Annotated in this window: 14 protein-coding genes and 1 tRNA gene; 8 read left to right on the top strand and 7 right to left on the bottom strand. The window is 67.7% G+C overall.

Going from position 1 to position 12,476, the window contains the following annotated elements; genetic code table 11:
• The first annotated feature begins 160 nt into the window (after positions 1-160).
• The gene (locus FLX08_RS39050) at positions 161-349 is read left to right on the top strand and encodes a hypothetical protein (RefSeq protein ID WP_208761958.1); all 189 of its coding nucleotides are present in this window, start codon (positions 161-163) and stop codon (positions 347-349) included.
• Between the two features lie 26 nt (positions 350-375).
• Here the strand turns inward: FLX08_RS39050 and FLX08_RS43185 are convergent, their stop codons facing one another.
• Positions 376-498 carry a hypothetical protein gene (locus tag FLX08_RS43185; RefSeq protein WP_280117162.1) on the bottom strand — a complete coding sequence of 41 codons (123 nt, stop codon included), beginning with the start codon at positions 496-498 and terminating at the stop codon, positions 376-378.
• A gap of 102 nt (positions 499-600) precedes the next feature.
• On the opposite strand from FLX08_RS43185, the gene FLX08_RS39045 reads away from it, so the two are divergent.
• Together FLX08_RS39045 and FLX08_RS39040 are read left to right on the top strand one after the other, a co-directional pair.
• Entirely contained in the window at positions 601-843 is a 243-nt protein-coding gene (locus tag FLX08_RS39045; protein ID WP_142625296.1) for a hypothetical protein, read from the top strand.
• Positions 840-1,217 (top strand): hypothetical protein, encoded by a 378-nt coding sequence (locus FLX08_RS39040; RefSeq protein WP_142625295.1) that lies wholly within the window; start codon positions 840-842, stop codon positions 1,215-1,217. Before FLX08_RS39045 ends, FLX08_RS39040 begins: the two co-directional genes overlap by 4 nt.
• 434 nt (positions 1,218-1,651) lie before the next feature.
• Here the strand turns inward: FLX08_RS39040 and FLX08_RS39035 are convergent, their stop codons facing one another.
• Both FLX08_RS39035 and FLX08_RS39030 read right to left on the bottom strand, forming a co-directional pair.
• A complete protein-coding gene (locus tag FLX08_RS39035; protein ID WP_142625294.1) occupies positions 1,652-2,227 on the bottom strand; it encodes a hypothetical protein in 576 nt (191 codons plus the stop codon).
• A 581-nt stretch (positions 2,228-2,808) separates the two neighbouring features.
• Positions 2,809-3,354, bottom strand: a complete 546-nt coding sequence (locus FLX08_RS39030) for a helix-turn-helix domain-containing protein (RefSeq protein WP_244313219.1) — start codon at positions 3,352-3,354, stop codon at positions 2,809-2,811.
• A gap of 121 nt (positions 3,355-3,475) precedes the next feature.
• On the opposite strand from FLX08_RS39030, the gene FLX08_RS39025 reads away from it, so the two are divergent.
• Positions 3,476-3,802, top strand: a complete 327-nt coding sequence (locus tag FLX08_RS39025; RefSeq protein ID WP_142625293.1) for a hypothetical protein — start codon at positions 3,476-3,478, stop codon at positions 3,800-3,802.
• Here FLX08_RS39025 and FLX08_RS39020 read toward each other — a convergent pair.
• Positions 3,781-3,857, bottom strand: a tRNA-Ile gene (locus FLX08_RS39020). The two genes, FLX08_RS39025 and FLX08_RS39020, sit on opposite strands and share 22 nt — an antisense overlap.
• 279 nt (positions 3,858-4,136) lie before the next feature.
• Between FLX08_RS39020 and FLX08_RS39015 the strand changes: the two genes are divergently transcribed.
• On the top strand, positions 4,137-5,114 hold the full coding sequence (locus tag FLX08_RS39015) for a substrate-binding domain-containing protein (protein WP_167530757.1): 978 nt from the start codon (positions 4,137-4,139) through the stop codon (positions 5,112-5,114).
• 58 nt (positions 5,115-5,172) lie between these two features.
• On the opposite strand, the gene FLX08_RS39010 is transcribed toward FLX08_RS39015, so the two are convergent.
• Positions 5,173-5,430, bottom strand: coding sequence for a hypothetical protein (locus FLX08_RS39010; protein ID WP_142625291.1), 258 nt, complete (start codon positions 5,428-5,430; stop codon positions 5,173-5,175).
• Between the two features lie 9 nt (positions 5,431-5,439).
• Positions 5,440-7,113, bottom strand: coding sequence for a sodium:solute symporter family protein (locus tag FLX08_RS39005; RefSeq protein WP_244313218.1), 1,674 nt, complete (start codon positions 7,111-7,113; stop codon positions 5,440-5,442).
• Positions 7,114-7,278: 165 nt separating this feature from the next.
• Between FLX08_RS39005 and FLX08_RS39000 the strand changes: the two genes are divergently transcribed.
• Entirely contained in the window at positions 7,279-7,476 is a 198-nt protein-coding gene (locus tag FLX08_RS39000) for a DUF2795 domain-containing protein (protein WP_142625290.1), read from the top strand.
• 267 nt (positions 7,477-7,743) lie between these two features.
• Here FLX08_RS39000 and FLX08_RS38995 read toward each other — a convergent pair whose 3' ends face one another.
• Positions 7,744-8,568: a patatin-like phospholipase family protein gene (locus tag FLX08_RS38995; protein ID WP_142625289.1), complete on the bottom strand. Its 825-nt coding sequence runs from the start codon at positions 8,566-8,568 to the stop codon at positions 7,744-7,746.
• A 202-nt stretch (positions 8,569-8,770) separates the two neighbouring features.
• On the opposite strand from FLX08_RS38995, the gene FLX08_RS38990 reads away from it, so the two are divergent.
• Both FLX08_RS38990 and FLX08_RS38985 read left to right on the top strand, forming a co-directional pair.
• On the top strand, positions 8,771-11,533 hold the full coding sequence (locus FLX08_RS38990) for a cellulose-binding domain-containing protein (RefSeq protein ID WP_142625288.1): 2,763 nt from the start codon (positions 8,771-8,773) through the stop codon (positions 11,531-11,533).
• A 132-nt stretch (positions 11,534-11,665) separates the two neighbouring features.
• Positions 11,666-12,283, top strand: a complete 618-nt coding sequence (locus FLX08_RS38985) for a hypothetical protein (protein ID WP_244313217.1) — start codon at positions 11,666-11,668, stop codon at positions 12,281-12,283.
• Positions 12,284-12,476: the final 193 nt, after the last annotated feature.

The raw sequence follows: 12,476 nt of genomic DNA, 5'->3' as shown, positions 1-12,476 counted from the left end.
GTCGGCTGGACCAACATCGCCGCCGCCACCGACCACTACCGCAGCCACCCCGCGAACGGACTTCAGCTACTCGGTCTCACAACCTGAGAACGCTTCAGCCCTGTCCCGGGAGCCCGGCACTCACCGGGGCCCTTGTACGTGGGGCGAGTGACGGGAACGATTGGATGAACAACTCGCCAACATTGTCGATTTCGACCCCGACGAGGTGTGGAAGCGTCTGGACGCCGAGCCGGGGGACCTGACCAATCTTCTCGACGCCGCCGACCGGGTGGCAAGTGTGGATGGGGATATCACCGCTCGTGAGAAAGACGTCATCGCCGAGCTTCAAGTCCGCTGCCGTCGAGTCTGAAACGGCCCAACGGACGACGCCGCGAATCACCTCGCCATGCTCGCCGAACCGCCGGAATCCGCCGTCCCGAAGATGCCGGTGCGGGCCTCGGCCAGTTCCTCGTCGCTGAACTTCCTGTGCTCCTCCTGGTGATGCAGCAAAGTCGGCACCCAGGAGTTGGTGCCGCAGCCGGTGTGCCACTGCCTCGGCGACTAGGAATCGTCCTCCTAGTCCCCTAGGAGGATTCTTCCTAGTGGGGTATGCTCATCGCTATGGCCGAGGTCCTTCCCCCACACATGCGACAGCTCGCCGAGGTGGCTACGATCGTGGCGGCCGCAGGCGCCACAGCTGACTGGCTGTACCACCTCAAGAGCGACATGTGCGCACTGCGTGTGATCAAGGATGGCGTCATCTCGGTTCCTGTCATGATCCCCGCCGACCCGGATCGCGACCCGGAGCTCTTTCGCGAAGCCCTCAAGCGTCTGGAGACGGTCGTAGAAAGGATGAGCCGATGAGCAAGACGATCACGTATGTCGTCGCCTTCGAGAATGGGCGGTGGGTGTCGCGCTGCCCTACGGGAGAGGTCGAAGGAGTCGGTGTGGCAAGCTCCTTGTCTCAACTGGAGCGCGACTTGGCGGAGATCCACGCCTGGGCCTGGCCCGAGGAAACCCCTGGCGTGAAGTTCGTCTTCGATCTTCCAGAGGAGGTCGCAGGGGTGGTAGCGGAATACAGCCGTGAGAAGGAACTAGCGGAAGCTCACAACAAGCGCGCCATGGAACTAGCTGTCAAGGCCGCGAAGGTGCTGACGAGTCATTGGTCGGAGCCAGACACGGCACGCGTCATGGGCCTATCCAAGCAGCGTGTTCACCAATTGAAGGTAAGTGCCTGACGGTCGCCGGACGTCCGGCTTCTGTTCGACGCAGTCGTAGGTACGACACTGCGGCGCAGTTGCACGGTATCTTGAGCTCTTCCTCGCTGGCACCGATGTTCCTTCCGCCATGCCTGACGTCCAGGCCGGGGATCTCGCAGTGGTCATTCCGTGTGTATCCCGTGACTGGCGACAAACCGCGGCTCTCGGTGGCCTAGGGCTGCATGTCGGGCAAGCATGATCAATAGAGAAGCCGCAGCTCAGGCAGGGTTTCCCTGATCAAACGTGGTAGGGCGGGTGGGACTTGAACCCACGACCCACGGATTATGAGTGGAATTGATCTTGTCGGGGGAGTGGGCTCCTGACCTGCGCCTCGCCGCGACTTCGATCACGCTCTAGAGGCGGCGTTCCGCATATGTTCCGGATCTTGGAATGCATGGGTCGCCGTGGTCAGGTTAGAGGCCGTCCCATCCCTCCCAGCCCCACCAGGGACCGGTGAATTGGGTGTAGTCGTTGTCGTAGCCATCATCAGACGGCGCGCGACCGCCCGGAAGCCATGCGAATCCCATCCGGTCCATCATGCCGATGTCCTTCACCACAAGCAGGGCGCCGCCCTCGACGCGCTCACTGTGGCAGACGTAATAGAGCCCGAGCATGCGGCACCCGGGGCCGGGTGGGACGCCTGCGGCGATCGCCTTGGCGTAGGCCTGCATGCTGGGCTCGGAGAGCGTGAACCGCACCCACAGCGGACCGTCTACCGCAAGTGCTCCCACCATGGAGACAAAGAGGAGGGGTGCAAGCGCCCAACGGAGCGAGTGCCGACGTACAGCCGCCCACTCTGATCGGGCTGCGAGGGACAAGCGGATGAGCCAGTACAGGCCCAGCACGACCCAGGTAGGGAACATCAGGAACACGATCTCGTAATACCAAGTGGTCGTGCTGGCCCCGTAGAAACTGATCAGCATCGCTACGGCGAGGACCACGAAGTACAACCCCGAGGGCGGCCGTGCCCGCCACTTGACCGTGTTCACGTGTAAAGGATCTAGGTCATTCCTGGGGATGGCAAGACGTGGTCGAAGCGCTGCCTCGCAGGGTGCCCGGCGGCGCAAGCGGGTTCCTAAAAGTTCAAGATCCAGGGCCGGGAACCTGTCTCTGACATGAACCTGGGTCGTGAGAGCGTGTGGCGGGCAAATTAACGCGCTGTCAGCTTGGGAATTGCATGGATCACGGACCGTACGGGCGTTGAGCTGGGCGTGGGGCCGGTCATGAGTGACCGTGATTGCCCCCTCGTCACCCTGTCTAATTGCACCTTAATTGCACGGCGGAGATCAAGTGCATCCGTCGCTGTTCGATCAGCTAGGGAAGTTGCTCTCGGAGCGCCAGCCACTGGTCAAGCTCTCTCGCCGTCGGCGTCGTCGACAAATAGTCCCGGATGTATTGGGCCGGCCCCAGCAGCTTCTTGCACCGGCGGAGGGCCAGGATCTCTGTCCAGGGCCGCTGTTGCCAGTTGGCGGCCCACTCTGCGGCTTGCTCCAGTTGCAGAGGGAGGGCCGCCAGGATGTCCGCGGCGAGTGCGTCGGGATTCCAAAGAGACGAGCCCATGGGGCCCAGGTCACCGATCAAACCTGCGCGCAAGTAGAAGCGGCTCACATTGGGCATGACGCTGTGCGCGTTCTATTTGGGCGATTTGGGCGGCGATAGCGGCGCTGCCGAGTCGGCGGTCCAGTAGGCGCAGATTGTTGGTGTCGGTATTGAGGATCATCACCATCGTCGGGTCGATGGCGGCGGCGGCCTCGATGCGGGCGGTGAGTTCCTCGGTTTGCTCCTGGTGCTCGTCGCCGTGGTCACCAGTGGGCGAGGCGATGTCGAGCGGAGCCAGGCCGAGCAGTATACGGGCGTGATCGGGCAGGCCGAGGCCGGCGGCGATGCGCTCGTAGACCTCAAGGTCGGTGACCTGACGCTGACCGCGCATGAGCTGACTGATGCGGCCCTGGGCGATGCCGGTGGCGGCGCTGAGACGGACCTGACTGGCACCCGCATACTTGACAGCAAGAGTGAACAAGCCCGCTACGTCGCGCTTTCTGAGGATTTCCCTGCTTTCGTCGCGGTCCCATACCCGTTCGGGTAGCTGGATCGGCTCGAAAGCGTTCCCGTGCATTCCGGCCTCCGGTCGTTTCCTCAGGCTGGTGGTGCATGGCTCCTGCTGAGAACTCTATATCTCACCGTGATATATCCAGAGGGAATAGGACTGGATTCGTCTGCGATCCATTCTTTCCGGCATGACCACACCAGTTAAGTGCACCGCGTGCGACGGTCGCGGCTGGAAGAAGGTCACTCGACGCGGGCAGGTTGCCGCCGTTGCGCTCGGCATGGAGACCTCGTCGCGCGAGGACTGCCTGTATTGCGACGGCGGACAGGTGCTCGTGGAGATGTTCGAGTGGGAAGTCTTCGTCACCGCTGACGGGACCGACGAACTCGGGCCGTGCGGCATCAGCGCCGGACAGGCCACCTCAATCGGCTGCACGCCAGGCAAGCATGATCCATGGAGAAGCCGCAGCTCAGGCAGGGTTTCCCTGATCAAACGTGGTAGGGCGGGTGGGACTTGAACCCACGACCCACGGATTATGAGTCCGATGCTCTGACCGGCTGAGCTACCGCCCCGCAATGGTGGAGTCTCTCACAACTTAGCGGGTGAGGGGATCTGCGAACGGAGGTGAGTGGCGGCCTTCGGCCGTGGGCGTAATCGCTGCCAGACGACCTTCCGGTGATCGCCCGTTGTGGGGTGCGGATGCCCTGTCGAGAGTCATGGGGCGTCTGTCCGGGTATGTGACAGTTGAGACGACATCGCTCCACAAGACGGCTCTGCGAAACGTGGCTCCGCAACGAATCCGGGGGTGCCCCGTGGGGAGACGACTGGCGGGCGTCTGTGTGCTTCTCCTGATGTCCCTTCCGGCCTGCGGGCAGGGCGGGCGGCAGCCGGGAGGGGAACTCGGAGCGGTCGGCGACGTGCGGGAGGGCTTCACCGTCGGCCTGCTGCTCCCCGACGAGGGACCCGATCGGCCTCTGTTCACCCGGGCCCTGGCGTCCCTGTGCCCGCGCTGCCATGTCCAGTACGCGAACGCCGCGGGCGATCGGGCCAGGCAGGGGCGGCAGATCGGCCGGATGCTGGCCGACGGCGTACGGGTGCTGGTCCTCGGCGCGGTGGACCCCGGGGCCGCCGCTCCGTGGGTGGCCAGGGCCAAGCTGTCCGGGGCGAAGGTCGTCGCGTACGACCGGCTGGCGAACGGGCCGGTGGACGCCTACGTCGCGACCGATCCGGCCCGCGTCGGGCGGGAGCAGGCGTTGGCCCTGCTCGGCGCCATGAAGGCCACGGGGCCGGTGGTGCTCCTCAACGGCCCGGCCGCGGACCCGTACGCCGCGACGGTGAAGCGGGCCATGCACGCGGTGCTGGACGGCCGGGTGACGATCGGCTGGGAACGGGACCTGGCGCGGCCCGACGAGGCGGCACGCGAGGTGGCGGCGGCCGTCGCCGCGCTCGGCGGGGCCTCGAAGGTGGCGGGCGTGTGCTGCGCGAGCGACACCGTGGTGGAGGCCCTCGCGGCCGAGATGGCGCGGGCGGGGATGGCCGGGGTGCCGCTGATCGGGCACGGCGGGCGGCCCGCGGCACCGGGATGGGCCAGGGCCGGCACGCAGACCGCCACGGTCCGCCCCGATGTCGCGGCCGAGGCGACTGCCGCCGCCAGGCTGGCGGTCGAGGTCGCGGGCGGCAGGACCGTGTACGGCACGGCCGTCGTGTCCAACGGGACGACGGTCTCGATCCCGGCGGTGCTGGTTCCGCCCGCCGTGGTCACGAAGGGCCCGGCCCGTGGAGCCCCCGCTCCCGGTAGCGCTCGCGGGCAGGGCACGCGATCGCACTGATTCACGGAAGGGCCGCGGCCGCACCGGGGTGTACGGCCGCGGCCAGGGGAGGGCGGGCTCACTCCTTTTCGCCCGATGAGGCGGAGGCGTTGGACGAGGTGGGACCGTCGGACGGGCGCAGCCGCTCCCAGAGCAGGAAGGCGCCGCCGACGACGAGCATCGCGATGCCCGTCCACAGGTTGATGCGGATGCCCTCCGCCTTCTGGATCTCCTGGGCGCTGTCGAGCAGCCCGGTGACCGCGAGGATCAGTCCGTACACCACGAACAGACCGCCGATCACGCGGCGGATGTCGAAGAGCCGTTGGGGTGCGGCCATGCGAACCTCCTAGAGGAAGGGCAGGTAGAACGCCGCGGCGAGGACCACCACCCCGGCGCCGAGGATCACGGGGGAGCGATACCAGGCGGCGTCTCCCGCCAGCGCGTCGTCCGAGACCGACGCGTCGCTCAGGCCGTAGACGAGCCCGCGCAGCTCGCTCTCCGGCTTGGGGGTGGTGGCGAGCGTGACCACGACGGAGACGACCGCGTCGACCACGAAGGCGATGCCGGCGCCCCAGAAGCTCGCGTTCAGCTCGGTGCCGAAGTCGAACACGCCCGCCTTGTAGAGGATGTACGAGGCGAAGGCGCAGACCGTGCCGCTCAGCAGGCCCCAGAAGCCCGCCCAGGCGGTCATCCGCCGCCAGAACAGGCCGATGATGAACGTCGCGAACAGCGGGGCGTTGAAGAACGAGAAGAGCGACTGCAGATAGTTCATGATGTTGCCGAACCCGGCGGCGATGAACGCCGTGCCGATTCCGGCGAGGACGCCGACCACGGTGGCGATCCGGCCGAGCCGCACATACCACTCGTCAGGGTGGTCGCCGTTGACGTGCGCCTTCCAGATGTCCTGGGTGAAGACCGTGTTGAAGCCGCTGATGTTGGCGGCCATTCCGGCCATGAACGACGCGAGCAGGCCGGTCACCGCGACGCCGAGCACGCCGTTGGGCAGGAACTCGTTCATGAGCAGCGGGATCGCCTCGTTGTACGTCGGCCCGCCGTCCTTGCCGAGGTCGCCGAACAGCACGACCGCGATGAGACCGGGGATCACGGTGACGATCGGGATCACGAGCTTCGGGTAGGCCGCGACGATCGGGGTCAGCCGGGCGGCGTTGGTGTTGCGGGCCGACAGCGCGCGCTGCACCTCCGCGAAGTTGGTGGTCCAGTAGCCGAAGGACAGCACGAAGCCGAGGCCGAAGACCAGGCCGATCCAGTTGGCGTTGAGCGGGTTGTCTGTGCCGGCGGTGTGCGCCCAGGTGTGCAGCCCGCCCTTGCCGAGCACGCTCTGCTTGACCTTCTCGCCGAGGCCGGAGAAGCCGCCGACCCGGGTCAGGCCGATGATCACCACCGGCACGAGCCCGGCGACGATCACGAAGAACTGCATGACCTCGTTGTAGATCGCCGAGGACAGGCCGCCGAGCGTGATGTACGCCAGCACGATCGCGGCCGACACGATGATGGACAGCCACAGCGGCCAGCCGAGCATGGCGTCCATGATGAGCGCCAGCGCGTACAGGTTGATCCCGGCGATGAGGATCTGCGCGACGGCGAAGGTCCCGGCGTTGAGCAACTGGGTCGCGCCGTTGAAGCGGCGGCGCATGAACTCCGGGACGCTGTGCACCTTCGACCGGTAGTAGAACGGCATCATCACGACGCCGAGGAACACCATGGCGGGGACCGCGCCGATCCAGTAGTAGTGCAGCGTCATCGCGCCGTACTGCGCGCCGTTCGCCGCCATGCCGAGGACCTCGGTCGCGCCGAGGTTGGCGGACATGAAGGCCAGGCCGGTGATCCAGGCGGGAAGTGCGCGGCCCGAGAGGAAGAAGTCCAGACTCGTCCGTACGGCCCGTTTGGCGGCGAAGCCGATTCCCAGCACCACGAGGAAGTACAGGGCGAGGATCACGTAGTCCAGGACGTTGACGTCGAGCCGCAGATCCTGTGCGGCCAGCAATGGGGCATCAGGCACGCGATGGCGGCTACCCGCAGGTCGTGCCGTTTCACGCCGTATACCCAATCGTGACAACACCGCAGGTGAAGGCGCCGCAAAGCCGCACGGCGGTGTCCCGAGTGACGGGGGAGCAACCGGGTAAGCGAGGGAGAGCAGGGCAACACCGACGAAGGGAGGCACGTCATGGCCGACGCACCGAACCCGATCCAGCTGCAGAAACACCTGAAGGGCGTCAACTATCCGGCAGCAAAGTCGGACCTGATCCGTACGGCCCGCGACCAGGGCGCGGACGACACCGTCATCAAGGCGCTGGAGCGCATCCCGGACCGGCAGTACGACGGCCCCAATGCGGTCAGCAAGGCGGTCACCGAGGCCCGGTGACGAGGGGGCCCAGTGAGGAACAGGCCCCGGTGAGGAACAGGCCTGGTGAGAAACGGGCCTGGTGAGAAACGGGCCTGGTGAGAAACGGGCTCGTCGAGAAGAAGCCGGTGAGCAACCGGTCCCGGCATCGGGCGGCCGGCACGGGAACGATCCCGCGCCGGCCGCCCGTGTGACGCCGCATGCCCACCGCCCACGTGACGTCGCCCGCCGGCGACGCGTACGTGACGCCGTGTCCCGTTTCCGGCGGGTACGGCGGGCACACCCGGGTCAGGACCAGACGGCGGCGATCGGCTCGGCGAGGGCGGCGGCCTGGTCGATCCCCGCCGCGAAGGCCGGTCCCCACAGCGCCGGGTCGAGGACGTTCTCGCCGAACACCGCCGTGGACGCCGCGTCGGGGTGGACGACGTACGACGCGGACACGCCCGCCTCCGCCATCTCGGCTTCGAGGACGGCCCTGGGAGTCAGGTTGCCGAGCGGTTCGAGCACCACGAGCGCGCGGGCGCCCGCCGCGAGGTCGGCGTTGGTCGCGGAGCGGACCCCGCCGTCCACGTATCTGCGGCCGTTGATCTCCACGGGCGGGAAGACCATCGGGACGGCGCAGCTCGACGCGACGGCGAGCACCAGTGGCGCGCCGGAGGACCGGTCCCACACGACGAACTCGCCGGTGGCCGCGTCCACGCTGGTGATCAGCAGCTCGCGCTCGGGCCACTCCTTCACCGGCAGCCGTTCGCCGACCGCCGCGAGCCGATCGGCGTAGTGGTCGACCCTGGCCGCCAGGGCCATCTGGCCGACCCTGCGCCGGGCCTCCCGCCGGTCGAGGTTCGGGTCGAACAGTACGGCGAAGGCCTGCATGACCTCGTCCATGTCGGCGGCCGGGGGCGGGCCGGTGTCCACCTCGGTCTGGTGGGCGATCGCCTCCTCGAGGTCGGCGCCGGTGGCCACGAGCGTGCCGACGACCGAGCCGGCCGAGGTGCCGATGATCCGGTCCGCCGTCCCCAGGTCCAGGCCGAGACGGCGCAGGCCGGTGACGATCCCCGCTTCCCAGGCGATGCCGGCGACTCCTCCGCCGCCGAGCACGAGAGCAGTAGTCATAACCAGAATTATGTTCCACGAATGCGTGTGCCCGGGCCGCGGTGAAACCGGTTCCAATTAGTCTGGACGTCAAACTATTGACGGCGCTTCCGCTGGTATGTGAACCTTCCCTTCAGATTTCCATGCACGTGGGAGAAGGACGGTCAGGGTCCCCACCTGATCGTGCATGGCCGGTTGTCCGTGCTCGGAGGGAAAACCGTCCATGCGAAGATTCGCAACCATGCTCGCGGTCGCCGCCGTGGCCCTGGTCACGGCCGTGATCAGAATGAGCCCCGTGTCGGCCGTGGCCGCCGACTCCTACACGTTCAAGAACGTGCAGATCGCCGGTGGAGGCTTCGTCCCCGGCATCGTGTTCAGCCAGGCCCAGAAGGACCTCATTTACGCCCGCACCGACATCGGCGGCGCGTACCGCTGGAACCAGTCCTCCCAGACCTGGACGCCGCTGCTCGACTGGGCCGGCTGGTCCAACTGGGGCTACAACGGCGTCGCCAGCATCGCCCCCGACCCGGTGGACGCCAACAAGGTGTACGCCGCCGTCGGCATGTACACCAACAGCTGGGACCCCAACAATGGCGCGATCCTGCGCTCGTCGAACAAGGGCGACACCTGGCAGGTCAGCCCGCTGCCGTTCAAGCTGGGCGGCAACATGCCCGGCCGTGGCATGGGCGAGCGCCTCGCGGTGGACCCGAACAAGAACAGCGTCCTCTACTTCGGCGCGCCCAGCGGCAACGGCCTGTGGCGGAGCACCGACTCCGGCGCCACCTGGTCGAAGGTGACGAACTTCCCCAACGTCGGCAACTACGTCGCCAGCCCCGGTGACGCCTATAACGGTGACAACCAGGGCGTCGTCTGGGTGACCTTCGACAAGCGGACCGGCACGTCGGGCAACGCCACCCAGACGATCTACGTGGGCGTGGCCGACAAGAGCAACACCGTCTATCGCACCACCAACGGCGGCGCCTCCTGGGAGCGGGTCGCCGGCCAGCCCACCGGCTACATCGCCCACAAGGGCGTGCTCGACACGACCAACGGCTACCTCTACATCGCCACGAGCGACACCGGCGGCCCGTACGACGGAGGCAAGGGCGACGTGTGGCGCTACGCTACCGCCACCGGCACCTGGACCCAGATCAGCCCGATCCCGTCCAGCAGCGGCGACGACTACTTCGGCTACAGCGGCCTGACCATCGACCGCCAGCACCCCGGCACGATCATGGTCGCCACCCAGGTCTCCTGGTGGCCCGACGCGATCTTCTTCAGGAGCACCGACAGCGGCGCGAACTGGACCCGCATCTGGGACTGGACCTCCTACCCGAACCGTAGCTTCCGCTACAAGATGGACATCTCCGCCGCTCCGTGGCTGACCTTCGGCACGAACCCCCAACCGCCCGAGGTCACGCCGAAGCTCGGCTGGATGAACGAGTCGGTGGAGATCGACCCGTTCGACTCCGACCGGATGATGTACGGCACCGGCGCGACGATCTACGGCACCACCGACCTCACCAAGTGGGACTCGGGCGGCCAGTTCACCATCAAGCCGATGGTGAAGGGCCTGGAGGAGACCGCCGTACTCGACCTGATCAGCCCGCCGAGCGGCGCCCCGCTGGTCAGCGCGCTGGGCGACATCGGCGGCTTCCGGCACACCAACCTCGACGCCGTGCCGTCCATGATGTTCACCCAGCCCGTCTTCACCTCCACGACCTCGCTCGACTACGCCGAGACCAACCCGAGCGTGATGGTGAGGGCCGGCAACTTCACCGACTCCGACCGCCCGAACGACAGCCACGTGGCGTTCTCCACCGACGGCGGGGCCAACTGGTTCCAGGGCACCGAGCCTGGCGGGATCAACAGCGGCGGCACGGTCGCGGCGGCGGCCGACGGCAGCCGCTTCGTCTGGGCGCCGGGCGACCCCGGCATCCAGGTCGTCTACTCCATCGGCTACGGCAACAGCTGGACCGCCTCCAGCGGCGTCCCGGCGGGCGCCATCGTCGAGTCCGACCGCGTGAACGCGCAGAAGTTCTACGCCTACTCCGGCGGCAAGTTCTACGTGACCACCAACGGCGGCGCGAGCTTCAGCGCCACCGCGGCGACCGGGCTGCCCACCACCGGCGTGCACTTCAAGGCGCTGCCCGGCAAGGAGGGTGAGATCTGGCTGGCCGGCGAGGGCGGCCTGTGGCACTCCACCAACTCGGGCGCCTCGTTCACCAAGCTGTCCAACGTCAGCAGCTCGATCAACATCGGCTTCGGCAAGGCGGCGCCCGGCAAGACCTACCAGGCGCTCTACCTCGCCGGCACGGTCGACGGCGTGCAGGGCCTGTTCCGGTCCGACGACACCGGCGAGAGCTGGGTGCGCATCAACGACGACCAGCACCAGTACGGCAACATGGGCGAGGCCCTGACCGGCGACCCGCGGATCTACGGCCGGGTCTACCTCGGCACCAACGGCCGGGGCATCATCTACGGTGACCGCACCGGCGGAACCACCCCGTCGCCGTCGCCGTCGCCGTCGCCGTCCGCGTCCCCGTCGAAGTCGCCGTCCCCGAGCCCGTCGCCCTCGGCCTCTCCGTCCACGTCGCCGTCGCCCTCGCCGAGCCCGTCGGCGTCGCCTTCGCGCAGCCCGTCCCCGAGCCCGTCGCCCTCGGCGAGCCCGTCGGGCGGCAAGGGGTGCTCGGCGACGTACAAGGTGGTCAACCAGTGGCCGGGCGGCTTCCAGGGCGAGGTCACGGTGAACAACACCGGCAGCTCCTCGATCAGCGGCTGGAACGTCAAGTGGGCCTTCGCGAACGGCCAGACGATCAGCCAGCTCTGGAACGGCACGGTCAGCCAGTCCGGGGCGAACGTCACGGTCACCAACGTGAGCTACAACGGCTCGGTCGGCGCCGGGGCGTCCACCACGTTCGGGTTCCAGGCGAACTGGAACGGCACCAACGCCGTCCCGTCGCCCGTGACCTGCACCGCCTCCTGAGACAGCACCACAACGGCCCGTACGGATGCGGCCCTTCACCGGCGCATCCGTACGGCCCGTCCGTCAGCCATCCGATCGTGCTCAGGGAAAATTCGCGTGCGCCCGGGCGCGGCCGGGTGTTGCATGAATCGGATGATCGACGAACCGCTGGAACGACTGCGCGCCGCCGCCCGGCGCACGCGTGAGCTCGCCCTCACGCGGGTGAGCACCGGCCTGGGCCACGAGGACGCCGACGCCGACGCCGACGACGACGTCGGCACGATCGGCACGGACGGCGCCCTCGGATTCGATCCGTTTCCCCTGCTCGAAGCCCTGCATCGCCACGGGGTCCGAGCCGTGGTGATCGGGCAGGTGGCCGGCATCATGCACGGGTCCGCCGAGCTGACCGGCGATCTGGATCTGCTCTGGGACGGCGAGCCGGTCCACGCCCCGGCCCTGGCGGCCGCCTTCATGTCCCTCGGCGCCCGGCTCACCGATGAAACGGGCATCCCCTTGGCGACTGCTCCGGAGGCTCTGCTCCGCCCCAAGGTGCAGTTCACCGCGCCCGGAGCGAGCGGCGACTGCTGCACCCCCGCGCTCCCCTGGGCCGACCTGAATGTCCGGGAGATCCTCGGCAGGGCGGTCACCGCGTACGACCCGGGCGGCCTGGAGGTCCACTACGTGTCCCGGGAAGACCTCATCCGGATGCGGCGGGCCCTGGGCCGTCCCAAGGACCTCCGGCGAGCGGACGAGCTCGACAGGCTCGCGTGAGACGAGGTGAGCCCGGCATGACTCCTCATGCCGGTCGTCCGCTGCTCTTCCTCGACGTCGACGGGCCGCTTCTTCCCTTCGGCGAGGACCCGCAACAACGCGCAGTAGCGTCCACGAGAGTGGTGTACGGGTGATCTTCCCCTTGGTGTGACGGGAGAGATCCATGTGACAAGAGACGGCCACTTCGTAATCC

It is taken from the genome of Microbispora hainanensis (assembly GCF_006874475.1).
GTDB classification, from domain to species: domain Bacteria; phylum Actinomycetota; class Actinomycetes; order Streptosporangiales; family Streptosporangiaceae; genus Microbispora; species Microbispora hainanensis.
Note: the sequence above shows the minus strand (reverse complement) of the source record. Positions and strands in the feature narration are given on the sequence as shown.

What these genes read in the sequence shown, in the direction of transcription:
- FLX08_RS39040 (WP_142625295.1), top strand. Translation starts at nt 840, where the DNA reads ATGAGCAAGACGATCACGTATGTCGTCGCCTTCGAGAATGGGCGGTGG.
- FLX08_RS39030 (WP_244313219.1), bottom strand. Translation starts at nt 3,354, where the DNA reads ATGCACGGGAACGCTTTCGAGCCGATCCAGCTACCCGAACGGGTATGG.
- FLX08_RS39015 (WP_167530757.1), top strand. Translation starts at nt 4,137, where the DNA reads ATGTCCCTTCCGGCCTGCGGGCAGGGCGGGCGGCAGCCGGGAGGGGAA.
- FLX08_RS39000 (WP_142625290.1), top strand. Translation starts at nt 7,279, where the DNA reads ATGGCCGACGCACCGAACCCGATCCAGCTGCAGAAACACCTGAAGGGC.
- FLX08_RS39025 (WP_142625293.1), top strand. Translation starts at nt 3,476, where the DNA reads ATGACCACACCAGTTAAGTGCACCGCGTGCGACGGTCGCGGCTGGAAG.
- FLX08_RS38995 (WP_142625289.1), bottom strand. Translation starts at nt 8,568, where the DNA reads ATGACTACTGCTCTCGTGCTCGGCGGCGGAGGAGTCGCCGGCATCGCC.
- FLX08_RS38990 (WP_142625288.1), top strand. Translation starts at nt 8,771, where the DNA reads ATGCGAAGATTCGCAACCATGCTCGCGGTCGCCGCCGTGGCCCTGGTC.
- FLX08_RS38985 (WP_244313217.1), top strand. Translation starts at nt 11,666, where the DNA reads ATGATCGACGAACCGCTGGAACGACTGCGCGCCGCCGCCCGGCGCACG.
- FLX08_RS39010 (WP_142625291.1), bottom strand. Translation starts at nt 5,430, where the DNA reads ATGGCCGCACCCCAACGGCTCTTCGACATCCGCCGCGTGATCGGCGGT.
- FLX08_RS39045 (WP_142625296.1), top strand. Translation starts at nt 601, where the DNA reads ATGGCCGAGGTCCTTCCCCCACACATGCGACAGCTCGCCGAGGTGGCT.